At 42.4% G+C, this 23,454-nt stretch carries 20 protein-coding genes; 16 read left to right on the top strand and 4 right to left on the bottom strand.

Annotation, left to right across the window (positions count from 1 at the left end; translation table 11 throughout):
* Positions 1 to 25: 25 nt before the first annotated feature.
* On the bottom strand, positions 26 to 1,366 hold the full coding sequence (gene brnQ / locus FGG79_RS12085) for a branched-chain amino acid transport system II carrier protein (RefSeq protein WP_138778621.1): 1,341 nt from the start codon (positions 1,364 to 1,366) through the stop codon (positions 26 to 28).
* Positions 1,367 to 2,209: 843 nt separating this feature from the next.
* Between brnQ and FGG79_RS12080 the strand changes: the two genes are divergently transcribed.
* The 6 genes from FGG79_RS12080 to rarD all read left to right on the top strand — a co-directional run bounded on the left by FGG79_RS12080 (position 2,210) and on the right by rarD (position 9,407).
* A complete protein-coding gene (locus tag FGG79_RS12080; RefSeq protein ID WP_138778619.1) occupies positions 2,210 to 3,361 on the top strand; it encodes a cysteine desulfurase family protein in 1,152 nt (383 codons plus the stop codon).
* Positions 3,358 to 4,569, top strand: a complete 1,212-nt coding sequence (thiI, locus tag FGG79_RS12075; protein WP_138778617.1) for a tRNA uracil 4-sulfurtransferase ThiI — start codon at positions 3,358 to 3,360, stop codon at positions 4,567 to 4,569. The genes FGG79_RS12080 and thiI overlap by 4 nt, the downstream gene beginning before the upstream one ends.
* A gap of 85 nt (positions 4,570 to 4,654) precedes the next feature.
* Entirely contained in the window at positions 4,655 to 4,858 is a 204-nt protein-coding gene (locus FGG79_RS12070) for an alpha/beta-type small acid-soluble spore protein (RefSeq protein ID WP_138778615.1), read from the top strand.
* Between the two features lie 182 nt (positions 4,859 to 5,040).
* The gene (gene mbcS / locus FGG79_RS12065) at positions 5,041 to 6,624 is read left to right on the top strand and encodes an acyl-CoA synthetase MbcS (RefSeq protein WP_138778613.1); all 1,584 of its coding nucleotides are present in this window, start codon (positions 5,041 to 5,043) and stop codon (positions 6,622 to 6,624) included.
* Positions 6,625 to 6,752: 128 nt separating this feature from the next.
* Positions 6,753 to 8,360, top strand: a complete 1,608-nt coding sequence (locus FGG79_RS12060) for an amidohydrolase (protein WP_138778611.1) — start codon at positions 6,753 to 6,755, stop codon at positions 8,358 to 8,360.
* 129 nt (positions 8,361 to 8,489) lie between these two features.
* The gene (gene rarD, locus FGG79_RS12055) at positions 8,490 to 9,407 is read left to right on the top strand and encodes an EamA family transporter RarD (protein ID WP_138778609.1); all 918 of its coding nucleotides are present in this window, start codon (positions 8,490 to 8,492) and stop codon (positions 9,405 to 9,407) included.
* Between the two features lie 230 nt (positions 9,408 to 9,637).
* Here rarD and FGG79_RS12050 read toward each other — a convergent pair whose 3' ends face one another.
* On the bottom strand, positions 9,638 to 10,438 hold the full coding sequence (locus FGG79_RS12050; RefSeq protein ID WP_138778607.1) for an NAD kinase: 801 nt from the start codon (positions 10,436 to 10,438) through the stop codon (positions 9,638 to 9,640).
* Between the two features lie 157 nt (positions 10,439 to 10,595).
* Between FGG79_RS12050 and sppA the strand changes: the two genes are divergently transcribed.
* From sppA to ytfJ, 4 genes are all read left to right on the top strand, one after another.
* Entirely contained in the window at positions 10,596 to 11,606 is a 1,011-nt protein-coding gene (gene sppA, locus FGG79_RS12045; RefSeq protein WP_138778605.1) for a signal peptide peptidase SppA, read from the top strand.
* A 104-nt stretch (positions 11,607 to 11,710) separates the two neighbouring features.
* Positions 11,711 to 12,163 (top strand): RDD family protein, encoded by a 453-nt coding sequence (locus FGG79_RS12040; RefSeq protein WP_240794270.1) that lies wholly within the window; start codon positions 11,711 to 11,713, stop codon positions 12,161 to 12,163.
* Between the two features lie 290 nt (positions 12,164 to 12,453).
* On the top strand, positions 12,454 to 13,164 hold the full coding sequence (locus FGG79_RS12035) for a DUF2953 domain-containing protein (RefSeq protein ID WP_138778600.1): 711 nt from the start codon (positions 12,454 to 12,456) through the stop codon (positions 13,162 to 13,164).
* 15 nt (positions 13,165 to 13,179) lie between these two features.
* Entirely contained in the window at positions 13,180 to 13,665 is a 486-nt protein-coding gene (gene ytfJ, locus FGG79_RS12030) for a GerW family sporulation protein (protein WP_138778598.1), read from the top strand.
* A 105-nt stretch (positions 13,666 to 13,770) separates the two neighbouring features.
* Here ytfJ and FGG79_RS12025 read toward each other — a convergent pair whose 3' ends face one another.
* Positions 13,771 to 15,339, bottom strand: coding sequence for an IS1182 family transposase (locus tag FGG79_RS12025; protein ID WP_138778596.1), 1,569 nt, complete (start codon positions 15,337 to 15,339; stop codon positions 13,771 to 13,773).
* Positions 15,340 to 15,591: 252 nt separating this feature from the next.
* Here FGG79_RS12025 and tpx point away from each other — a divergent pair, with 252 nt between their 5' ends.
* The 4 genes from tpx to FGG79_RS12005 all read left to right on the top strand — a co-directional run bounded on the left by tpx (position 15,592) and on the right by FGG79_RS12005 (position 20,219).
* Positions 15,592 to 16,092, top strand: coding sequence for a thiol peroxidase (gene tpx / locus FGG79_RS12020; RefSeq protein WP_138778594.1), 501 nt, complete (start codon positions 15,592 to 15,594; stop codon positions 16,090 to 16,092).
* Between the two features lie 134 nt (positions 16,093 to 16,226).
* A complete protein-coding gene (locus FGG79_RS12015; RefSeq protein ID WP_138778878.1) occupies positions 16,227 to 17,210 on the top strand; it encodes a class I SAM-dependent methyltransferase in 984 nt (327 codons plus the stop codon).
* A gap of 460 nt (positions 17,211 to 17,670) precedes the next feature.
* Positions 17,671 to 18,864: an acetate kinase gene (locus FGG79_RS12010; protein ID WP_138778592.1), complete on the top strand. Its 1,194-nt coding sequence runs from the start codon at positions 17,671 to 17,673 to the stop codon at positions 18,862 to 18,864.
* A gap of 518 nt (positions 18,865 to 19,382) precedes the next feature.
* Positions 19,383 to 20,219: an EcsC family protein gene (locus tag FGG79_RS12005; protein ID WP_138778591.1), complete on the top strand. Its 837-nt coding sequence runs from the start codon at positions 19,383 to 19,385 to the stop codon at positions 20,217 to 20,219.
* Positions 20,220 to 20,241: 22 nt separating this feature from the next.
* On the opposite strand, the gene FGG79_RS12000 is transcribed toward FGG79_RS12005, so the two are convergent.
* The gene (locus tag FGG79_RS12000) at positions 20,242 to 20,562 is read right to left on the bottom strand and encodes a hypothetical protein (RefSeq protein ID WP_138778589.1); all 321 of its coding nucleotides are present in this window, start codon (positions 20,560 to 20,562) and stop codon (positions 20,242 to 20,244) included.
* A gap of 200 nt (positions 20,563 to 20,762) precedes the next feature.
* Between FGG79_RS12000 and FGG79_RS11995 the strand changes: the two genes are divergently transcribed.
* Together FGG79_RS11995 and argH are read left to right on the top strand one after the other, a co-directional pair.
* Positions 20,763 to 21,980, top strand: coding sequence for an argininosuccinate synthase (locus tag FGG79_RS11995; RefSeq protein WP_171050916.1), 1,218 nt, complete (start codon positions 20,763 to 20,765; stop codon positions 21,978 to 21,980).
* On the top strand, positions 21,977 to 23,371 hold the full coding sequence (argH, locus tag FGG79_RS11990) for an argininosuccinate lyase (protein ID WP_138778585.1): 1,395 nt from the start codon (positions 21,977 to 21,979) through the stop codon (positions 23,369 to 23,371). The genes FGG79_RS11995 and argH overlap by 4 nt, the downstream gene beginning before the upstream one ends.
* The last annotated feature ends 83 nt before the right edge of the window (positions 23,372 to 23,454 follow it).

Raw genomic sequence — 23,454 nt, 5'->3', positions numbered from 1 at the left:
TTCTAAATCAGTCCTTTTTCACGTTCTAGTTCGCTTCAATTATTTTCTTGGTTTGTCCTGCAAATGCCGCAATGACGAATCCGACGATGGCTCCAATCATTGCTGGGATCAACCAGCCAATTCCTTGTGTATAGAATGGAAGGAATTCAAGTGATTGAGTAATGGCTGTTACATCAACTCCGGCAGTTTTAATTCCATCGATTAAACTAATCACACCGGTCGGAATGAGTGCTCCCACATAAACGAGAGAGTAACCATTAAATCCGTTGTGCATGAAAGATAGAAGAATCAAAACGATTGCCAGTGGATAGATGAAGATCAGCACTGGTAAAGAGACAGCGATCAGCTGGGTCAATCCAATATTCGCGATGACCATACTGAATAGAGACATGATGATGACAAGCTTCGGATAGGACACAGGAAGAATTTTTGCGAAATACTGTGAGCATGCAGAAACGAGTCCAACTGAAGTCGTAATACATGCAAATGTAATCGCAAGTCCCAAGATGATCGTTCCTAATGAGCCGAATAAATGACTCGCTGCAGCGGACAGTATCGCACCGCCGTTTGCTTGTTCACCGATGGAATCCGTACTGCTCGCACCGATGTAGCTTAGAGATAGATAGACAAGTGCAAGGCCGATAGCCGCGATAAATCCTGCAATAATCGTGATGCGGGTCAGACTTGATTTACTTGTGATGCCGCGATCTTTAATGGAGTTGATGACGACGATTCCGAACACTAATGCAGCGATGGTATCCATAGTTAGATAGCCATCAATGAATCCCTTAAATAAGGGGCCATCCTGATATGCAGGGTTCGGGGCTCCGAAATCCCCCATAGGACTTACAATACTTTTAACCACCAAGATTGTCAGGATCAGAATGAGGGAAGGTGTTAAGACCTTTCCGATTCTATCCACGAGCTTTGAAGGGTTCATCGCAAGCCATGCGGTGATCCCAAAGAAGATGATGGTATAAATGAGTAGGGGAGTTCCATATTTAGCCGATTCTTCCGGCAAAAAAGGGATGACCCCGATTTCATAAGCGACTGTTCCAGTTCTCGGAATTCCGAAGAAAGGACCGATCGCCAAGTACATGACAATCGTAAATATGAGTCCAAACAATGGATGAACACGGCTCGCAAGTGTTTGAAGGTCACCGCCAGATTTAGCAATGGCGATAACACCTAATAAGGGAAGACCAACCCCGGTAATAAGGAAGCCAATGATACCCATCCATACATGTTCCCCAGCCTGCTGTCCTAAGAATGGCGGGAAAATCATATTTCCTGCTCCAAGGAATAGAGCAAAAAGCATTAATCCTATCGTTAAGATTTGGCTGAATGATAGCGCTTTCTCATTCATAGATACCCCTCCGTTTGTAATCGTTATCATAAGCAGAAATCATCTTATCATAAGATTGTTGAAAAATGTCGAAATACTAAATAGTCTAACAATTTAGTATATTTAAATAACTTTGGTTACTATTTCCTTATAGATTCTCGCAAAAATTCTGTCATTTTTCAATGATTAATTTTGGAAAATGAAAGTTTTTATAAAAGATTGTTGTTTTCTAGAATAGAGCTGCCAAGGCTCTGTCTATGAGTGAGTGCGATAGATGGTGAGGGGAACGGCTTCGCTTTCCGGCGGACGAACGGCCAAGCCTCCTCAGCTCACGCTTCCGGGGTCTCGGCACGCCCGTTTTTCCGCAGGAGTCTACGCCGTTCCCCTCACCATCTAAATGAGATATCGTGACAGAGCTTACTAGTGAAAAAAACGAATGAACTAGTATCTTACTATTCCAGGTAAAATTGACCACTGTATAGGTTGATAAAATGATGTTTTTTAGACGTGTATGGCAGTAGGTTAGTCCTCATACTTAGTAAGTTGATTGTAGCGGAAGGTGCTCGACTCCGACGGGAATAGCGGGAAAGTTGAGACCCCGCAGGGCAAAGCCCGAGGAGGCTCAACTCACGCCCCGCGGAAAGCGAGCACCTGCAGCGGAAATCAAATAGCACTCGCTACCTTCAATAGCAACAAAGGTTACGAAAACAGCCTTATAAAAAACATTTAAAATTGTGTTTCTACAATAATTAATTCTTCGACTTACATGAATATCATTTGGGAAAGGAAAGATTTATGGTAAGATTAATGATTGAATAAATAGGTAATAGGATTCCTAAAGGTCATGAAAAGAAGGTGTAGATCTTGATCTATTTAGATAATAGTGCAACTACTAAGCCTTACAAGGAAGTACTGGATACATTTCTTAAAGTAAATGAAAGCTACTATGCCAATCCATCTTCCATCCATTCATTTGGTGGGCAGGTCGAGAAGTTGATTCAACAATCCAGGGAGCAAGTAGCCTCCTTATTAGGTATAAAGAAGAAAGAGGTATTCTTTACCTCTGGTGGAACAGAATCAAATAATCTCGCGATAAAAGGAACTGCCTTGCAATATGGTCACAGAGGGAAACATATGATTACGACGAATATTGAGCATCCTTCTGTCATCAACGCCGTTAAACAATTAGAGACTCTCGGATATTCCGTCACGTATCTAGATGCGGATGATCAAGGCAGGGTAAGACCACAAGATCTGAAAGCTGCCATTCAGGACGATACCATCCTTGTGTCAGTCATGCAGGTTAACAACGAGATAGGGAGCATCCAACCCATTAGGGAGATGGGACTGATCCTGAAAGACTATCCGAGAATTCTTTTCCATGTGGATGCGGTTCAGGCTATTGGGAAGGTCCCTCTTATTCTCGACGAAAAGCTTATCGATTTATGCAGCATATCTGCTCATAAAATTCATGGCATAAAAGGAACGGGAATGTTGTTTGTGAGGGACGGACTTGAACTTTCGCCTATTCTTTCAGGCGGGGAGCAAGAAGGAAATCTTAGAAGCGGCACGGAAAACACTGGTGGAATCGTATCATTTGCGAAAGCAATGAGAATGCATCTGGCAGAAAGTGGACAGAAGTTGGCTATAATGGAAGAAAACCAGCAATTTCTAAGGAGAGAGTTGGAAAGAATTGAAGGGGTTACGGTTCATACACCACCTGTTCATCAGGCTCCGCATATCCTTAACTTCTCCATACAGAACTTTAAAGGAGAAGTGCTTGTCCATGCATTAGACCGCCGAGAGGTGTTTGTGTCGACAACCAGCGCTTGTTCTTCTAAACAAAATAAGCCAAGCCGAACTCTTCTTTCTATGGGTGTTTCTGAGGACCTGGCCAATAGTTCGATTCGAATAAGCTTGTCTTTCCATAATACAATGGAAGAGTGCAGGCAATTTATACAGGTATTGAAAAGTGAAATAGATTTATTACAACACACAATGAGGAGATCACGATGAAATATAATCGCATACTAGTAAGATACGGTGAAATATCGACTAAAGGAAGAAACCGCAAGATGTTCACGGCCAAGTTAAGAGAAAATATATTGGAAGCGTTAAAAGATTTTCCGACGATTACCGTTTCAGCAAGCCGTGACCGCCTCCATATCCAATTAGGCGAAGAAAACGGGGAAGACATCATTCCAAGATTGGAGAAAATCTTCGGTATCCAATCGTTCAGTCCCGTCGTGAAAGTGGCTCAGAATATTGAAGAAATCTGCAAGGCGGGATTGTCTCTCGTCGAAAAGAGTTTTACACCGGGGAAAACCTTTAAGGTATCTGCACGAAGAGCGGATAAAAAGTTTTCAATGGATACAAATGAATTGAATTACGAGGTAGGATCATACATCCTTCAAAACATGGACGGGTTAAAAGTGGATGTGAAGAAGCCGGATATTAACCTGAATGTAGAAGTTAGAAAAGAAGGAGTATATCTCTCTTCTGAAATTTATCAAGGTTCCACGGGTATGCCTGTAGGTGCGAGTGGAAAAGCGATGCTGATGCTATCAGGCGGGATCGATAGTCCGGTTGCCGGTTATCTCACCATGAAGAGAGGAGTGGAAATCGAAGCGATCCATTTCCATAGCCCACCATTTACGAGTGAACGTGCAAAGCAAAAGGTTATTGATCTTTCGAAGAAGCTTTCTGCCTTCAGCGGGAAAGTGAAAGTGCATATCGTACCGTTTACAAAGGTCCAGCAGACGATCCAAGATCAGGTCCCTGAAAACTATACGATGACTTCAACAAGACGAATGATGCTCCGTATAGCAGATGCGATCCGTGAAAAGAATGAGGGATTGGCGCTGGTGACAGGAGAAAGTCTAGGACAAGTGGCAAGTCAGACCCTTGAAAGCATGCAGGCGATCAACGCTGTCACGAATACGCCTGTATTAAGACCACTTATCGCCATGGACAAGCTTGAGATTATTGATATTGCCCAGAAGATCGACACTCATGATATTTCCATTCTCCCGTATGAGGATTGCTGTACAATCTTCACACCACCAGCACCTAAAACGAGACCTAAAAGAGAGAAAGTGGAATACTATGAAAGCTTTGTTGATTTCGATGTCCTGTTGAATGAGGCAGTGAATGAAACGGAAACCATTACGATTGATGGATCAACAGGCTCTGATGAAGAGAATAACTTCGACGGACTGCTTTAAAAAAATAGGATTATTTACCAACGATTTTTTTTGTATGAAGCCATGTGTTTTTACACAATCTATACTCACAAGGAGGTGAAAACACATGGCAAACACAAGTTCAAATCAATTAGTAGCTCCAGGAGCTCAACAAGCAATCGACCAAATGAAATACGAAATCGCTTCAGAATTCGGAGTTCAACTTGGTGCAGATGCAACAGCACGTGCTAACGGTTCTGTAGGTGGTGAAATCACTAAACGTTTAGTCCAAATGGCTGAACAACAAATCGGTGGCGGATATTCAAAATAATTAAATACAATGGCTACAAAGGAGCGAGTTTCCTCGCTCCTTTTTCTTGTGTTTTTTTACAGTTGAGAGCTATAGAAAACATCTTTTCTAAAATAAAATCCCCCTTTTTACTATCGAATAATTTAAAAAATTTGAATTATTTTGTATAATAGAAAAGAATCGACAAACAAGGGGGAGTCATAATGAAGAGGGAAGAACTAATCGCGCCGGAGATGTACAATTTGGTGGAAGAGGTAGAGAGGTTTGCAAGTGATGAACAGAAGCTTGCGATCAAGTGGGAAAATGAAGAGGGATTGAAGGAAGAAATTACATACTCACAATTATTGAAAGATGTAAATAAAATTGGAAACGTTTTCTCTAGCAGAGGCCTTGAAAAAGGGGACGTCATGCTTGTCATGGTTCCTCGATTAATCGAAGCCTATGCTGTGTATCTTGCGGCTCTAAAGTCTGGACTCGTTGTTATTCCAAGTTCTGAAATGCTGCGTCCTAAGGACCTTGAATACAGAATTGACCATGGAGATGTAAAAGGAATCATCGCCTACTCTCCATTCGTTGAACAATTTGAAGAGGTAAGGGGAATGGAGAATCTCGAAAAATTCGTAGTCGGAGAAAAGCAGGATGGATGGATTGCTCTCGAAGAAGAGATGAAAACAGCATCTGAAGAACTGGCTTTCGCTGAAACAAAGAGAGACGATATGGCGTTTCTTTCGTATACGTCAGGTACTACTGGGAATCCCAAAGGGGTCGTTCATACCCACGGCTGGGCATACGCACATTTGAAAACAGCTGCCCGTGAGTGGTTATGCATTGAAGAAGGTGACACAGTATGGGCAACGGCAGGTCCAGGCTGGCAAAAATGGATTTGGAGTCCGTTCTTATCGGTATTGGGATCTGGAGCTACAGGTCTTGTGTATCAAGGGAAATTCGATCCGAATACATATCTTCAAATGCTTGAAGATCATGGGGTGAACGTTCTTTGCTGTACACCGACAGAATACAGATTGATGGCAAAGGTCGATAATCTGGGGTCTTATAAACTGGGTCAATTACATAGTGCCGTTTCGGCTGGTGAGCCTTTGAACAGAGAAGTCATCGATGCTTTCAAGAGACACTTCGGAATCGAAGTCCGTGATGGTTACGGGCAAACGGAAAATACCCTCCTTGTAGGAATAATGAAGGGCATGGAACTGAAGCCAGGTTCAATGGGGAAACCGACTCCAGGAAACAGAGTCGATATCATCAATGAGGAAGGATATCCATGTGAGGTCGGGGAAGTGGGAGACATCGCGGTTCATGTTGAAACGCCTGCCTTATTCAAAAGTTATTATAAAGATCCTGAACGGACTGCCATGCAATTTAGAGGAGATTATTACATTACGGGAGATAAAGCGAAGAAGGATGAAGATGGTTACTTCTGGTTTGAAGGACGCGGTGATGATATTATCATCAGCTCCGGCTATACGATTGGACCATTCGAAGTCGAAGATGCCCTTGTGAAACATCCTTCCGTTCAGGAATGTGCTGTTGTCGGCAGTCCGGATGAAGTGAGAGGACTGATCGTGAAGGCCTTCGTCGTGTTACGGGAAGACGTAGATCAACAGGATCCAGACTTGATTCCTGCCCTTCAGCAACATGTGAAAGACCTGACAGCACCTTACAAATATCCACGTAAGATTGAATTCGTTCATGAATTGCCGAAAACCACTTCCGGCAAGATCAGAAGAATTGAATTAAGACAAAAAGAATTGAGCTCAATTAAAAACTGATCCGGGATAGGGAGCCTTAAAGGCTCTCTATTTTTTTTATGGTGTATCCTGCACCTTTCTCTTTCAGAATCTTTCTATAATATGGTACATTTGAAAAACAGACTTTTTATGAAGAAAGGATAGACATCATGGGTACTTTATGGAAAAACGGAATCATCTACACAATGCAAAACGAAGGTCATCATGTTGAAGCAGTCTTCACGGAGAATGGGGTCATCAAGGGATTAGGCTCATCCGAGGAATTGGAAAAGACGGATCAATGGACGATTGAATCGGTGGTGGATCTTCAGCAAAAAGTGATGTTTCCTGGTTTTGTTGATAGTCACATGCATTTGATTGGCCACGGGGAAACGTTAATGAGGCTGGATCTTTCCTCTATGAATACAAAGCAGGAAGTGTTAAAAGCGATCAGTGAAAAAGCGGGAGGACTCGAGGAAGGTCAATGGGTCATTGGAGAAGGCTGGAATGAAAACCTGTGGAGTGATGCAGAGGTTATAACGAAGCAGGAAATCGACAATGTAGTACCGAATCATCCTGTTCTTCTGAAACGTATTTGCCGTCATGCCATGGTCGTCAATTCACTCGCTTTAACTCATGCAGACATCGATGAAAGCACCCCGAACCCTGCAGGTGGATTAATTGAGAGAGGGGATCAGGGTGAGCTGAATGGTTTACTGAAGGATAAGGCGCAGGATCTCATGATTGATGCATTACCTGGAATTTCATCCGAGTATCTGGTAGAAGCCCTGACAAAAGGGATTGAAAGCTGCTGGGAGCACGGTCTGGTCGGTGGTCATACGGAGGATTTGAGCTATTATGGGAACTTCAAGAAAACGTATGATGCTTTCCGAAAAACGATTAACGAAGACAAGAAGAAATTCAGAGCTCACCTTCTCGTCCACCATGAAGTGATTGAAGATTGGAAGGAAGATGGTCATCATTTCTTGAGCGGAAATGAATTCATTGAATTTGGTGCCATGAAAATCTTTGCTGATGGCGCCTTGGGTGGAAGGACAGCCCTGCTAAGCTACCCGTATGCCGATGATCCAAGTACAAAGGGAGTCAGCATCCACACAAGTAAACGGCTTCAGGAACTTGTGAAGAAGGCAAGGAAGTATGAATTACCGATTGCCGTTCATACGATCGGGGATCAGGCTTTCGAAAATGTCCTGGATGCCATCACGAAAGAGCCTTCTCCCCATGGACGACGTGACCGTCTCATTCATGCTCAAATTCTGCGAAAAGAGCTGATTGAGAGAATAAAAGGACTGCCTCTCATTCTTGATATTCAACCGCGCTTTGTGGCGTCTGATTTCCCGTGGGTGCTTGAGAGATTAGGAAATGAAAACATGAAGTACAACTATGCATGGAAAACACTTCTTGAAGAAGGGATCCCATGTGCAGGCGGATCGGATGCCCCGATTGAGCCGATCAACCCATTATGGGGCATCCATGCGGCCGTTACACGGACCAACCCACTGGATCCAAATAAAACAGCGTATCGACCGGAAGAGAAGCTGACTATGTATGAAGCGATCTCTTTGTTTACCAAAGGAAGCGCATTTGCCTGCCATCATGAGAATAACAGAGGGCAAATACGTGAAGGCTACAGTGCAGACTTCACCGTTTTAGAGATAGATCCCTTCAAAGAGGCAGCCGATCAATTGTTAAACAAAGTGGTAGATATGACGATTGTAGACGAGACCATCGTTTATAAAAAAAATGAATCTGCATAGAATGACCCATGATTGGAGCGGACAGCAACAACCCGATTAAAAAGAAAAACAAATAATCATTGCCCCCAAAACAGTTCCCCGATATAATGAAGTTATTTCGGGAATAGAAATAGTTTTGGGGGTGTTTTGATGAAACAAACCGATCAAGCTGGAATCCTGTACACAGCCTTTTCTTATTTTCTTTGGGGGATTCTCCCGATCTATTGGAAATGGTTAAATCATGTGTCGGCAGATGAAATTCTTGCCAACCGGATTTTTTGGTCCTTTTGGTTTATGTTACTTTTTTTGTTCGTCAGCAAACGGTGGAAGGACTTTTATACTTATTTGAAAACATCTCTCACCAAAAAGAAGCAGTTATTTGCATTATTACTTGCGTCTTTGTTAATCAGTACGAACTGGTTTATTTATATTTGGGCCGTGAATACGAATCAAATGGTGGAAGCAAGTCTTGGCTACTATATTAATCCACTCGTCAGCGTGCTATTAGGCGTTTTCATACTGAAGGAAAGCCTATCGAAAGCTCAAATTGTTTCCTTTGGGTTAGCGGCGGTCGGGGTTCTGATATTAACGATTTCCTATGGCGAATTCCCCTGGATTGCCATCGGCCTCGCCTTTTCCTTTGGCTTATACGGATTAGCGAAAAAAATGATCAAGGTGGAATCATCCATCGGGCTTACACTTGAAACGATGACGATCGCGCCATTATCCCTCATCTACCTGGGCTACATGTTCAAAGAGGGAACCCTTTCTCTTTTCCATGTTTCGGTCGGGACGGATCTCTTGCTTATGGGAGCAGGAGCAGTAACAGCCATTCCGCTATTGTTTTTCTCAAGGGGTGCGCAGATGATCCCGTTATACATGGTCGGATTCCTGCAATACATTGCCCCGACCATCACCTTAATACTCGGGATATGGGTCTATCACGAAGCTTTCTCATTCACCCACCTCATCTCGTTCATGTTCATCTGGGTGGCATTGACGATCTTTACTGCATCACGGGTGCAATATGCAAGAAAGCGAAAAAGAGAAGCCAGATTGTCGGCATGATGAATAACAAAACGCTCCAGGGATTCCTGGAGCGTTTTTCTGTTATAGACAATTGGTATGGATCTTGCGCTTGTTCACAAGTTGGCCCAATAAAGTGCGAAAGCGGCCCAATTATGGTCAAAAGTGGCCCGATTTTTCCTGAAAGTGGCACAATTATGGTCAAAAGTGGCCCAATCTAGCCTGGTTTTGGCACAATAGAGGATGATTCAAGAAATAGACCCATTCAATACTTACAAGAACGAACGCTTCACTTTTTCCCAGAACGAATTATCTTTTAATTTAACTGTCTTGATGACCTTATCACTCAGTTTCGCTTCGATTTTCTCGACGTGTTGGATACTTAGTGCTTCATTGTCCATTCCCATCGCCGGATAATCATTTCCGTCCTGAACGATCTTCAGCACCAATCGGCGTTTGTCACTCAGAATGAAGGAGGACCCGAGGGTACGATAGCGGTTATTATTCAAGGAAGCCATCTCACTCACCTGGATACAAGGAAGCATCGGGTCGACGACGGCTCCGTTGACCGATTTATTATAAGCGGTACTTCCAGTCGGGGTTGCGAAGATCATGCCATCCCCTCTGAACGTTTCGAAATGATTATCATCGATAAAGACATCCATGACGAAGGTTTTGATAATGCCTGAGCGGATGCTGAATTCATTCAGGCAATGGAAGGACGTTTGATTGTCGACGGTGATTTCGATGGTCGGATATTTGCGGACCTCGATTTGCTCCGTTGTCATGGCTTCGATCATCTTGGACGTGTCGTCGATATGGAAGTCACAATACATACTTAACGTACCACCTGTTGAAACACCTGCATATAAGCAGTCTTGTCTGAATCCGGTTTGACGGACGGCTTGAAGAAACGTGCCATCTCCTCCGATGCTGACAATGATATTGGCGGTCTCAGGAGAATCAACAATGTTGAATTGATAACGCTTGGCAAGTTCGTATAAGTGATCGAGCTTTGCCTGGATCCCATCTTGGTGTAGAGCATAGAAATAAATATTTCGGCGGTTGTTCATCGTATGTACCTCCCTGAAATAAAAAAATAAGATAATTTTTCCCATTTACATGAAATTTTGCTAGAATCTAACTTAGTGAATATTCTATCATGTTTTTCCGTGAGAATGATATTCATATCCTTACATAAGATAGGGTAAACAAGGGAGGAATATACAAATGAATGCAAAAAGATGGACTGCATTAGTAATTGCAGTGGGATTATTCTTAGTTTCAATTCTCGTCAATTTTGCGACAAGCGCTGTGACAGGTGATTTTAATCAAGCATTTGAAGACATGATTGGCGGAACAGATAATCCTTTTTCAGAAGAAGTGATTGATGAAGGAAGCGCTCAGAAACGGATTGCTGTCTTAGAGGTTGAAGGTGTCATCCAGGATACAGGCGGAGCGAGCTCCTTTTTTGAAAGTCCGGGGTACAACCATGAGCTCTTTATGGATAAGCTTGATGCGGTTGAGAAAGACAAATCGGTCAAAGGGATCATTTTGAAAGTGAATTCACCAGGCGGCGGCGTAGTGGAAAGTGCTCAAATCCATTCGAAGCTTGTGGAAATCATGGATAAAACGAAAAAGCCGATTTACGTTTCAATGGGTGGAACTGCGGCTTCCGGAGGATATTACATATCGGCACCTGCGACGAAGATCTTTGCCAGTAAAGAAACGTTGACAGGATCACTCGGTGTCATCATGCATGGCATCAACTACTCAGAATTGGCAAAGAAATACGGAGTCGATTTCGTCACGATTAAAAGTGGACCGTATAAAGACATCATGAGTCCAACCCGTAAGATGACGGAAGAAGAAAGAAACATCATTCAATCGATGATCGACAATTCCTATGAAGGCTTCGTTGATGTTATTGCCAAAGGACGGAATATGTCTGAAGCTGATGTCAAGAAAATTGCTGATGGAAGAGTCTATGATGGCATCCAGGCGAAGGAAGTCAATCTGATTGATGAATTCGGCTATGTTGAAGATACCATTGCCGCAATGAAAAAAGATTATAAATTAAAAGGTGCGCAAGTATTTGAATACACAGCAGGTGATCCGTTCTCTGAATTCTTCAGTATGGGTGCAAAGAAAATGATGGGTCAAGATATGGAGACTGCCGCTTTAATGAAGCTGCTATCTCACACGAATTCTCCGCGATTAATGTATCTATACTCTGAATAAGGAAGGTGAATGAAGTGACTGACACACAAGATCGATCTGTACAACATGATGAAACCCGGGAGCATATCGAAGTCCATTCGCCTTCTCCGGATCGAACAAGAACCATCCATCACGATGGATATTACTTAGCCGGATTTTGGATAAGATTTTGGGCATATCTACTGGATTTAGTCGTCATCGGCAGTATCACACGATTAATCGTTAATCCTGTCTTTAAACTGTTGGATATTTCATTGTCGGATGGGTCCATTTTCGCCCCGATTTCCATCCTGACTAGCATCGTTTTCTACGGCTATTTTGTCTTAATGACGAAATACTTCAGCCAGACGATCGGAAAAATGGTATTCGGCATTCGAGTTATCGATTTAAAGGGAATGAAGCCGTCATGGGGGACTATCCTCTTCAGAGAACTGGTTGGCCGCTTCATCTCGACTACGATCTTTATACTCTACGTGGTCGTAGCCTTTACGAATAAAAAGCAAGGGATCCACGATCTGTTTGCGGACACGACCGTTGTTCAAGAAAAGAAGAAGTTGGAGTTTACTCCGGCGTTGTAAGAGATAAGCAAACCTGTTGAGGCGGGTTTGTTTTTTTTTTGGAATAGAGATGGTGACGCATAAATCGTATAAAGTGACGCAAAAAGTTGAAAACTGACGCATAAATTTAAAAAATGACGCAAAAAATCCAAAAGTGATGCATAAATCTTAAAACCGACGCATAAACCCGTCAGGCACGAAAATCCCCCTTCTTTTCAACACTATTTCTCCCTGTCAACTCACAAAATCGTTCAACCCGAGTTTATTTTCCCCCAGGAAGGCCATAATAAGAGGTTGAAGGGTGTGAAATTATGAGCTGGTGGATTTGGGCGTTAATCATTGTTATGGCACTTATACTATTACTATTATTCATTCTCATTATTACGAAGCTAACAGTTACCATCTCCTTATACCATGGAAATGACAATGATCATTTCAAGGTGAAGCTGAGAGCCTGGTTTGGGTTGATCAAGTACACCATCGACATTCCGTTAGTGAAGCTCGATGATGATGGCCCGAATGTGGTCCTTGAGGAAGAAAAGAAAACCGGGAATGAAAGCAATCCTTCCAAGGAAAAGGCTTCTAAAAAGAAAATCACTCCTCACGATTTCATTGCGAGTTTAAATGATACGAAAGAAATCGTCATTCACGTACAATCCATGCACCGGATCATCAGAGGCTTTCTCAAAAAAGTCAAACTGGATCAAGTTCAGTGGAAGACGCTGTTTGGAACTGGGGATGCAGCTTCTACAGGGACATTAACCGGAATGATCTGGGGCATGAAAGGGAGCATCATCGGTATCCTGAGTGGTTATTTGCGACTTCAATCCATGCCTTTCATAGAGGTGACTCCGACATTTCAGCATGCTGTGGTTCAAACACAATTTTCATGTATTATCCAGTTTCGGATAGGGAATGCTATCCTAGTAGGTTTCAAGATACTTCGGTACTGGAGAGGCGGTATGGCCAAGTTCAAGACGAAGCCCCTTTCCACACTTTCTGGAGAAAAACATTCAGTATAACTAGGAGGTCTTTACATGTCGGAACATCCGATTGAAGGTCTAATGACCACGGCGATGGAAAATTTAAAAGAAATGATCGATGTGAATACGATTATCGGTGATCCCGTTGAAACACCCGATGGAAGTGTGATCCTGACAGTATCCAAAGTAGGATTTGGGTTTGCTGCAGGTGGAAGTGAATTTATCATCGATGGGAAAAGTAAGGATGATAGCGGAAAAGGCGGAGATGGCGGTAGTGGTGGAAGCGGCCAATCGACCCAGAAGCAACAACCGTTTGGTGGAGGTAGCGGAGGCGGTGTTTCCATAACCCCTATCGCATTCTTGATTGTGAGTTCCAGAGGAATCAAGATGCTTCATTTAGATGAAAGTACTCACCTGATCGATCGCTTGCTAGATTTAGCACCGGGTGCCATCGAAAAGATTCAGGGCATGATGAAAAAAGATGATCATAAACAGGACAACCATAATCACGGTGACCATGGTCAAAAACTTGATCTGTAAGAAAAGATGGAGGCTGGGACATAACTAGCTTCTAATTGAAAAAGATGAATTTGAGCTTGCTCAAATTCATCTTTTTCTATTTTACCGAGTAAATTCTTCTATACCTTAGCTATTGGCAGTGCATTTTCTCAAGTTCACTGCCAATAATGCGATGCCCATTTCATTTTCGACCTTCGATTTTCCTCGTACGGAAAATCGAGTGAAACGCAAATTAGCCTTCAAGAATCCAAAAACTGGCTCCACATCGATTTTACGTTTTCGATAGATGGCTCCCGTTTTCTCATCTGAAAGCTTCGATCTTACATATTCTTTTTGCTGCTCCCACTTTTCATTCACCATCAGTTTTCGATTATTGCCTTCTTTTGCTTTCGTACAGGATGAACGAAAAGGGCACCCAAAACAGTCTTCGCACTCATAGATCTTGAACTTCCGTTCAAAGCCTGTACGGTCATGGCGAGTAGAATAATGCTGAAATCCAAGAGGTTTTTGATTAGGGCATGTATAGGTATCCGTTTCTTCTTCATACTCCCAGTTGTCAGGGTTAAATAAATTTTGTTTATATTTTTTCTTTTGTTCCTTTCGATACAGGTTATACGTAATAAGTGCTTCTCGTTTTCTATTTGAAAGGATGTCGTTATAATTTTGTTCACTTCCATAACCCGCATCTGCGACGATGTGTTTTGGCAAATCGAAATAATCTTGCTCAATTTTATCTAGAAATGGAATTAAGGTACGGGTATATGTTGGGTTTGAAAACAAACTATAGGCTAAGGTGTATTGACCTTCCGTTGCGATTTGTACATTATATCCAGCTTTCAATTGTCCGTTCTTCATATAATCATCTTTCATTCGCATGAACGTCGCATCGGTATCTGTTTTAGAATAACTATTACGTGTTCCAAAGGTCTCTAAGTCTTGTTGGTATTTCTGTTTGCGCAAGAGAAAATCAATCAGTTTTTTACGGACTTGTTTTGGATGTTTGCGCTCACTTCTTAAAGCTTTTCGTTCTGAAATGTCTGAGGTGGCTTCAATTTGTTTATCATATTCGGTTACGACTTCGTCTACTTTTTGCACCAATTGAGCGAGTTCTTCCACAGATAATTGTTCAGACGTTTCACGTTCAATTTCAGGTATGATTTCACTCTTAAGCAGCTCAGTGTATAATTCATTTGATTTTTCAATTAAACTTGCATGATATTTCTCAATAGACTTTTTCCAAACAAAAGTGAATTTATTCGCGTTCGCTTCAATCTTTGTACCATCAATAAAAATCGCTTCTTGATCAATCAGTTTTTCATCAACCAATTGGCAACGGAATTGGACGAAACATTCGCGAATGACTTCTTTCACTTCTGGTTGAACACGGAATCGGTTAATGGTTCGATAACTAGGTTCATATCCTTGTGCTAGCCACATCATACGGATACTGTCTTTTAAGAGTGCTTCAATTTTGCGTCCTGAAAAGACAGATTGTGTATAGGCACATAAGATAATCTTAATCATCATGCGAGGATGATAGGCGGGACACCCTTCATTTCGAAGAAATGGTTCGAACACTTCATGGGGGATACTTTCAACTAAATGATGGACATGGAAGGCAATATCATTTTTTTGCAATTTCACTTCTAAATCTAAAGGCAAAACGATTTGATTCATGGTATAATTTTTAAACATAAGGACCCTTCTTTCTGATGAGATTTTGTCTGGTAACTTTATTTTATCAGAAGAGGTCCTTATTTTAATTTAAAAATAATCAAAGCCGGTGAAATTTTACTTGTCGTAAAATTTCACCGGCTTTTTCATTTCTGAGGAGGGTTTTGTCCCAGCCTCTATCTTTTTTTTGAAACGAACCCCTATGATTTGCTTTACCCCATCGTTTTTCTGTACTATGAACATGTACATATCAATAAAGAGGAGGAACAAATAATGGCAAATATTACGTTTAAGAACAACCCTGTCACTCTATTAGGTAATGAAGTAAAGGTAGGGGATAAAGCTCCTAACTTCACCGTATTAGCTAATGATTTATCGGAAGTCACACTGAATGATTCCAAAGGCAAGGTGCGTTTGGTGAGTGTCGTTCCTTCCATCGATACAGGAGTTTGTGATGCACAAACAAGAAAATTCAATGAAGAAGCAACCAAGTTTGATAACGTAGAAGTATTGACGATTTCAATGGATCTTCCATTCGCTCAAAAGCGCTGGTGTGGAGCTAACGGAATTGAAAATGTTCAAACATTATCAGATCACCGCGATCTAGCGTTCGGTGAAGCATATGGCGTACACATCCAGGAACTTCGTCTGCTTGCACGTGCTGTATTCGTAATCGACAGCAACGATGAAGTGACATATGTGGAATATGTAAGTGAAGCAACGGATCACCCGGATTATGATGCTGCCGTTGAAGCAGTGAAGAACGCTAAATAATTCTGTCTCACATTTATAAAAACATTTAGAATGCTGACCTGCTTTTCGGTAGGTCAGCATTGTTTTTTTTACAAATGCAAGGGACAGAGGTAAAATAGATGAATGAAATTGTGATAAAGGAATGAGTGCCGATGATTAATTCGCCAGTCGAATCATTATTTGGAATAATCGACGAAACGGCTACCCTGCTTCAAGAGGAATTAGCCTGTAGTTATTTAGAAGCCGTTGCTGAAACGGGGGAAAACCTTTTTCAGGGAGACGTCCTGCAAGAGGAAGTAAGTGAACTGACCAAGAAACGCCTGAACAAACAGTACGATGAAGTGAGTACGTCTCAACTTGAGAATGAGCATATCCGAAAAGCCTTTCAATTCGCTATATTAAAAGGAATGAAGGAAAACGTACAGCCAAACCATCAAATGACACCGGACTCACTTGGTTTATTTATCAGCTACCTGGTAAATAAATTCACTGGGGACATGGACAAGCTCACGATCCTTGATCCTGCGATTGGTACCGGGAATCTCCTCACGACCGTGTTGAATCAAATACCAGGCAAAGAGACACAATCCATCGGGGTTGAAATCGATGAAGTGTTGATCAAGCTCGCGTATGTGGGAGCAGACCTTCAGAAGCATCCGTTACAGCTTTTCAACCAGGATTCACTCGAGCCGCTGTTCATCGATCCTGTCGACCTCGTCCTATGTGATCTGCCAATCGGCTATTATCCGAACGATGTAAGGGCACAGGATTATGAATTAAAAGCAGAAGAAGGTCATTCGTATGCTCATCACTTGTTCATTGAGCAAAGCATGAAGCACACGAAAGACGGAGGATATCTCTTCTTCATCGTGCCGAATGGACTGTTCGAATCTCCATTCAGCTCACAATTACAAGGATATCTGAAAGACAAAGCAGACATCCAAGGATTCCTGCAACTGCCTCTTTCATTATTCAAAAATAAAAACTCAGCGAAGAGCATCCTGATTCTTCAGAAGAAAAAAGAAGGAATCAAGCCACCGAAAGAAGTCCTGCTTGCAGAGCTTCCAAGCTTATCAAACCAAAGAGCGCTTCATGACATCTTGTCAAAAATCGATCAATGGCTCGAGCAGAATAAATAAGTGATGATGCAAGACCGCCTGTGGGCGGTCTTGTTTTTTATTGGGGTTTTATCGACGTTCGCTTCGGGGTATGGGTGAAATGTGTTGGATATCGACCGTTATTTCGATTTATCAACCGTTATCCAAGAATATCGACCGTTAAAAATAGATATCAACCGCTTTTCCATTTTATCAACCTTATTTTCAATATATCGACCGTTCCGCAAGAATCGACGAATTTCGCGCTGGTTGTTCCAAACATTCTCATCTTATGCTTGTCGGGCCTGACCAAGCCGTCTCCGCTTTTCGAATTCTAATTTTTGCGAAAACATTTAATTTAACATGAAAACGATGTCATTTCAAGCTTTTTCTTGAAATGGAGGGGAGTCAGTGATTTAATGGGGAATTGAGAGATAAAATATGATTCAATGAACAGAATAAATAAGAGTCTATAGATCGAAAACAAAAGGAGCGATATAACTTGGCAAAAAAAGTGATTGCAATTAATGCTGGAAGCTCTTCGTTAAAGTTTCAGCTATTTGATATGCCGGAAGAAACAGTTATTACAAAAGGTCTTATTGAACGTATCGGATTGAACGATGCGGTATTTAATATAACAGTGAACGATGAAAAACGTGAAGAAGTAACGGATATCCCAAACCATGAAGTAGCGGTTAAAATGCTGCTTGAAAAGCTGACAGGCTATGGCATCATCAAGTCACTTGATGAAATCGATGGCATTGGACATCGTGTCGTACACGGTGGAGAAGTGTTCAATGAATCCGTTCTAATTACAGACGAAGTAGTGGCGAAAATCGAAGAACTTTCGGATTTAGCCCCACTTCACAACCCGGCAAACTTAACGGGGATCAAAGCATTCCATAACGTATTGCCAAATGTACCTGCGGTTGCTGTCTTTGATACAGCTTTCCACCAATCCATGCCGGAAAGCTCATTCTTATACAGCCTTCCTTATGATTATTATAAAGACTACGGAATCCGTAAATATGGTTTCCACGGTACTTCTCATAAGTATGTATCTGAGCGTGCAGCTGAAATGCTTGGCCGTCCGAAAGAGCAAGTCCGCTTGATTTCTTGTCACTTAGGAAATGGTGCTAGTATCGCAGCAATCGAAGGCGGTAAATCAATCGATACATCAATGGGCTTCACGCCACTTGCTGGTGTTGCTATGGGAACTCGTTCAGGTAATATTGACCCGGCCCTTATCCCGTTCATCATGGAGAAAACAGGATCAACGGCTGATGAAGTATTAAATATCCTGAACAAGAAATCAGGTATGCTTGGTGTATCCGGGTTCTCAAGTGACCTTCGTGATATTGAGCAACAGGCTTCAGAAGGAAATGAGCGTGCGGAACTGGCTCTTGAAGTGTTCGCCAACCGTATTCATAAATATATCGGTTCTTATGCATCTCGTATGTACGGTGTGGATGCGATTGTGTTTACAGCAGGTATCGGTGAGAACAGTACGCTTATTCGTGAAAGAGTCCTTCAAGGATTGGAATTCATGGGCGTATACTGGGATCCGGCACGTAATAAAGTACGCGGGAAAGAAGCATTCGTAAACTATCCTCATTCACCGGTAAAAGTTATGGTCATACCGACGAATGAAGAAGTGATGATTGCTCGTGATGTAGTAGAGCAGGGAAATATTTAATAGATAAAATGGGATTGCCTATGTGGTGATCCTGTTTTTTTTGTTCCTCTCTTCAACAGAGATTTTTCGACAAAGAGCTCATAAAATTGAAAGCTCGCTCATATATCAGAATTCCGGATCATATATGAAAATCCCGGCTCATAAGTGTAGAAAAGTGGATCATATATTGTGAAAACCTGCTCATATATTTCCTTTGATACTGCCCGCTATAGGTATGGGGGCAGCAAATTTAGGTGATCGAGTCTCATACAGCACGTTTTGATTGTTGAAATCCACTATTTTGGTAGAAAGGCAGCTAGAATCAGGGAGATTCACCGTATAAAAGTTCACCAACAATGGGGAGCATTCGTTTTTTTATAGTGCAATCAAATTCTTCCTCCCAACTTTCAACTGTTATGCCCCTCAATCACCACTAAGTTTATTGACTATTCCAAAGACTTCCCCCCTAACCAAAGAATTCCGATCATCATATATGATATACTATACGTAATTGAAGGAATGTTAGGAGTTGGAGAGAAGTGAACTGGTCAGAACGAGATAATCAGGTATGGCAGTCGATCAAGGCGTGGAAACTAGAGTTGTATGATTATGAAGCGAACGATTTGGAACATACATATGTAAAATGGCTGGATTATGCATTTGGAGCGATTCCTGAAGATGTGCAGGACCAATTTTTTCAGCGGCTGGATGGCTGGTTGTTTCACATGCACTCTCTGATTCAAGGTTCACAGATGCAAAATGATGCCCGGGAGCGAATCCTCGTCACGGCACGAGCCTTTAATCAAGACATTCAAACGGTCGAAGATCTTCATTATTTAACGATTGATCAGCTTCATTACATAGCGGAACAGCATGCGGGACGTCACCGGATCTACTCTCTGTTTCAAGGAGGGGTGACGGGTACCGGGGGTATGGTGGCATTAGGGTCGGATCTTCCTGCCATGCTCGTCATCAATCTTCGTTCGGTGCAGCTCATTGCCATCACGTATGGATTTGATGTGCAGACACCATTCGAAATGATGACGTCACTGAAGGTGTTCCATGCAGCAACCTTACCGTCAAGGCTACGTGCCCTTGCCTGGGAAGACCTGATGGAGGATTTAAACAAGAAGGATTCCAATTACTTCTATGATGGGTCAGAGCAGCTGACAGACTACACGTGGCTGGAAGGCTCCATGAAGCAGGCACTCAAAGCAATGGCCATCACCATGTTCAAGGGGAAAAAGTGGTCCGGTCTTCCTCTTGTCAGCATCGCCATCGGGGCGGGATCGAATTATCAGCTTTCTAGAAAAATCACTGATTTTGCGGAAAAGTACTATCAGTATCGCTATTTGCGTGAAAAGAAAAACGACTAAAATAGAAAGGGGAATGATGTGCTCACATCATTCCCCTTTCTGTTTTCTCCGGATTGGTTCGATACCAGAGCCATAAATCATTGATCTCAGATGCCCTTTCGGATATCTCTCCATTAATCATGCAGGACTTCTCGAAGCTCTCTTCCTGAGCCAACTCCCCTTGGAGGCGCTCGATCTCCATTTCGATTTCCTGGATTCGATCAGGAATCGTCCCTCTGACCCGTTCCCATTCCAGAAGCACGATTTCTTGCTCCCCAGAAGAATAAGACGGCCAATCTTTCGAGAACCGGGGAAGATGAATTCCGAGTCTTGAATTATATGAGAAAAATTCGGTGGTTTTCACGATGAATGCTCCTTCTGTTTGTTCTCCTTTTATCCTACATTAAATTGTTCGACAAGCCTAGTGCAAAGCCAATCTCCAAAACGTCAGATAAAATATTTATACAAATTTATGAATAAGTATTGATGTATTCCTTATTAACTGCTAATATAAATTCATCTTAAAGAATAAATATTCATTTTATATAAAATCAACTGGAGGAGATACGGATGAATAAAAAAGTGGTATTAGCCTACTCAGGTGGATTAGATACGTCGGTCGCAGTTCAATGGTTAAAGGAAAAAGGGTATGAAGTCATTGCATGTTGCCTGGATGTGGGAGAGGGTAAGGACCTAGATTTCGTTCAAGAAAAGGCACTGACAGTGGGGGCTACAAAAAGCTACGTCATAGATGCAAAAGAAGAATTTGCAAATGATTATGCACTTCTTGCCTTGCAAAGTCACGCTCTGTACGAAGGGAAATATCCACTAGTATCAGCTCTATCAAGACCTTTGATTGCAAAGAAACTTGTCGAGATCGCGGAGCAGGAAAATGCAACAGCGGTGGCACATGGTTGTACGGGAAAAGGAAATGACCAAGTGAGATTCGAAGTATCCATCGCAGCACTGAATCCTTCATTAGAGGTGATCGCGCCGGTTCGTGAATGGAAATGGTCTCGTGAGGAAGAGATTGAGTATGCGAAGGACAAGGGTATTCCGATTCCGATTAAGCTCGATTCCCCGTACAGCATCGACCAGAATCTTTGGGGAAGAAGTAATGAATGTGGCGTGCTTGAAAATCCTTGGACAGCTCCACCAGAGGATGCTTATGATTTAACGTCGAGCATCGAAGAGTCACCGGACGAAGCTGAAGTCGTTGAAATTACCTTCTCAAAAGGTGTGCCCGTTGAATTGAATCACGTGGCATACCCGCTGGATGAAATCATTGCTAAACTGAATGTCGTTGCTGGTAAGCATGGAGTCGGACGTATCGACCACGTGGAAAACCGTCTTGTTGGAATTAAGTCACGTGAGGTGTACGAATGCCCGGCTGCCGTTACGCTGTTAAAAGCACATAAAGAACTGGAAGACCTGACACTGGTAAAAGAACTCGCGCATTTTAAGCCAGTGATTGAGAAAAAAATGACCGAATTGATTTATGAAGGCTTATGGTTCTCACCATTAAATAAAGCATTAAAAGCATTCCTTGATCAAACGCAGGTGTATGTGAATGGTGTCGCACGTGTGAAATTATTCAAGGGGCATGCGATTGTGGAAGGAAGAAAATCGCCTAACTCCTTATATGATGAGAAACTGGCAACCTACACGAAAGCCGATGAATTCGATCACGATGCTGCCGTTGGATTTATTCAATTATGGGGTCTGCCGACAAAGGTTTCAGCTATGGTCAACGCTGAAAAGAAAGACAAAGTGACACTATGAGCAAGCTCTGGGGAGGACGTTTCACCAAGAAGCCGGAGGAATGGGTGGATGAATTCAACGCATCCATCTCATTCGACCAAGAACTCGTTCTAGAAGACATTGAGGGCAGCATCGCTCATGTAAAAATGTTAAAAAAATGCGGGGTTCTGACGGTAAGCGAAGGGGATCAAATCCTTGAAGGCCTTCAAGTACTGTACGGGAAGGCTGAAAAGAATGAACTTCTGTTTTCCGTTGAGTACGAAGACATTCATTTGAATTTGGAGAAGCAGCTAATTGATTTAATCGGTGAAGTCGGAGGGAAACTCCATACTGGAAGAAGCCGTAACGACCAGATAGCAACCGACATGCATCTGTTTCTAAAGAGACGAGTGAAAGAGATCGTAACACTGGTTGAAGATCTTCAGGAGGCTATCATCACACAGGCAGAAGAAAATGTTGAAACGATTATTCCAGGGTATACTCACCTTCAACGTGCGCAACCAATTTCCTTCGCTCATCATCTGATGTGTTATTTCTGGATGGTTAATCGGGATAAGGAGCGACTTGTTGACTCCCTAAAGAGAATTGACATTTCACCATTGGGTGCCGGAGCACTGGCAGGTACGACATTCCCGATCGACCGGGAATATTCTGCTGAGCTCCTTGGCTTCGAATCATGTTATGAAAACAGTCTTGATGCTGTGAGTGACCGTGATTTCATCCTGGAATTCTTGAGTAACAGCTCGATCATGATGACGCATCTTTCCCGTTTGGCAGAAGAGATGATTCTATGGTCCACGGAAGAATTTCGCTTCATTGAGCTTGATGACAGCTTTACGACTGGAAGCAGCATCATGCCGCAGAAGAAGAACCCGGATATGGCGGAGCTTGTCAGAGGGAAGACCGGAAGAGTGAATGGGAATCTCATTTCCCTTCTTACCGTTTTAAAAGGATTGCCACTTGCTTATAACAAGGACATGCAGGAAGACAAGGAAGGCATGTTTGATACGGTGAAAACGGTGGTTGGTTCGCTTAAAATCTTCACAGGGATGATTTCCACGATGAAGGTGAACAAGGAACAGATGGAAACAGCAGTAGGAAACGATTTTTCCAATGCGACGGAGCTTGCGGATTATTTGGCGACGAAAGGGATTCCGTTTAGACAAGCCCATGAGATCGTAGGAAAGCTTGTGCTTTATTGTATTGAAAAAGGCTGCTATTTGAAGGATGTTTCTTTGGATGAGTATGGTGAGTTTTCTTCGTTGATTGAGGAGGATATTTATTCGATTCTGACTCCTTATTCGGCTGTTGAGAGAAGAAAGTCATATGATGGTACTGGTTTCACGCAGGTGAAGGTGCAGATTGAGAAGGGTAAGTCTCAATTGGGGGCATTTGCTGCTCAATCTGTTTAGTAGAAGAGTGAGCCTTTAAACTCTGTTGTGATTAGCGAGTGCTGATTGATTTCCGCTGCAGGTACTCGCTTTCCGCGGGGCGT

The organism is Bacillus sp. BHET2 (genome assembly GCF_005938125.1).
Classification (GTDB): Bacteria; Bacillota; Bacilli; order Bacillales; family Bacillaceae_B; genus Rossellomorea.
The sequence above is the reverse complement of the archived record's forward strand: the minus strand, read 5'-3'. Positions and strand labels throughout refer to the sequence as shown.

Excerpts from the sequence above, each read along its gene's own strand:
- brnQ (WP_138778621.1), bottom strand. The coding sequence starts at position 1,366 with ATGAATGAGAAAGCGCTATCATTCAGCCAAATCTTAACGATAGGATTA.
- thiI (WP_138778617.1), top strand. The coding sequence starts at position 3,358 with ATGAAATATAATCGCATACTAGTAAGATACGGTGAAATATCGACTAAA.
- FGG79_RS12070 (WP_138778615.1), top strand. The coding sequence starts at position 4,655 with ATGGCAAACACAAGTTCAAATCAATTAGTAGCTCCAGGAGCTCAACAA.
- mbcS (WP_138778613.1), top strand. The coding sequence starts at position 5,041 with ATGAAGAGGGAAGAACTAATCGCGCCGGAGATGTACAATTTGGTGGAA.
- FGG79_RS12060 (WP_138778611.1), top strand. The coding sequence starts at position 6,753 with ATGGGTACTTTATGGAAAAACGGAATCATCTACACAATGCAAAACGAA.
- rarD (WP_138778609.1), top strand. The coding sequence starts at position 8,490 with ATGAAACAAACCGATCAAGCTGGAATCCTGTACACAGCCTTTTCTTAT.
- FGG79_RS12050 (WP_138778607.1), bottom strand. The coding sequence starts at position 10,438 with ATGAACAACCGCCGAAATATTTATTTCTATGCTCTACACCAAGATGGG.
- sppA (WP_138778605.1), top strand. The coding sequence starts at position 10,596 with ATGAATGCAAAAAGATGGACTGCATTAGTAATTGCAGTGGGATTATTC.
- FGG79_RS12035 (WP_138778600.1), top strand. The coding sequence starts at position 12,454 with ATGAGCTGGTGGATTTGGGCGTTAATCATTGTTATGGCACTTATACTA.
- ytfJ (WP_138778598.1), top strand. The coding sequence starts at position 13,180 with ATGTCGGAACATCCGATTGAAGGTCTAATGACCACGGCGATGGAAAAT.
- FGG79_RS12025 (WP_138778596.1), bottom strand. The coding sequence starts at position 15,339 with ATGTTTAAAAATTATACCATGAATCAAATCGTTTTGCCTTTAGATTTA.
- tpx (WP_138778594.1), top strand. The coding sequence starts at position 15,592 with ATGGCAAATATTACGTTTAAGAACAACCCTGTCACTCTATTAGGTAAT.
- argH (WP_138778585.1), top strand. The coding sequence starts at position 21,977 with ATGAGCAAGCTCTGGGGAGGACGTTTCACCAAGAAGCCGGAGGAATGG.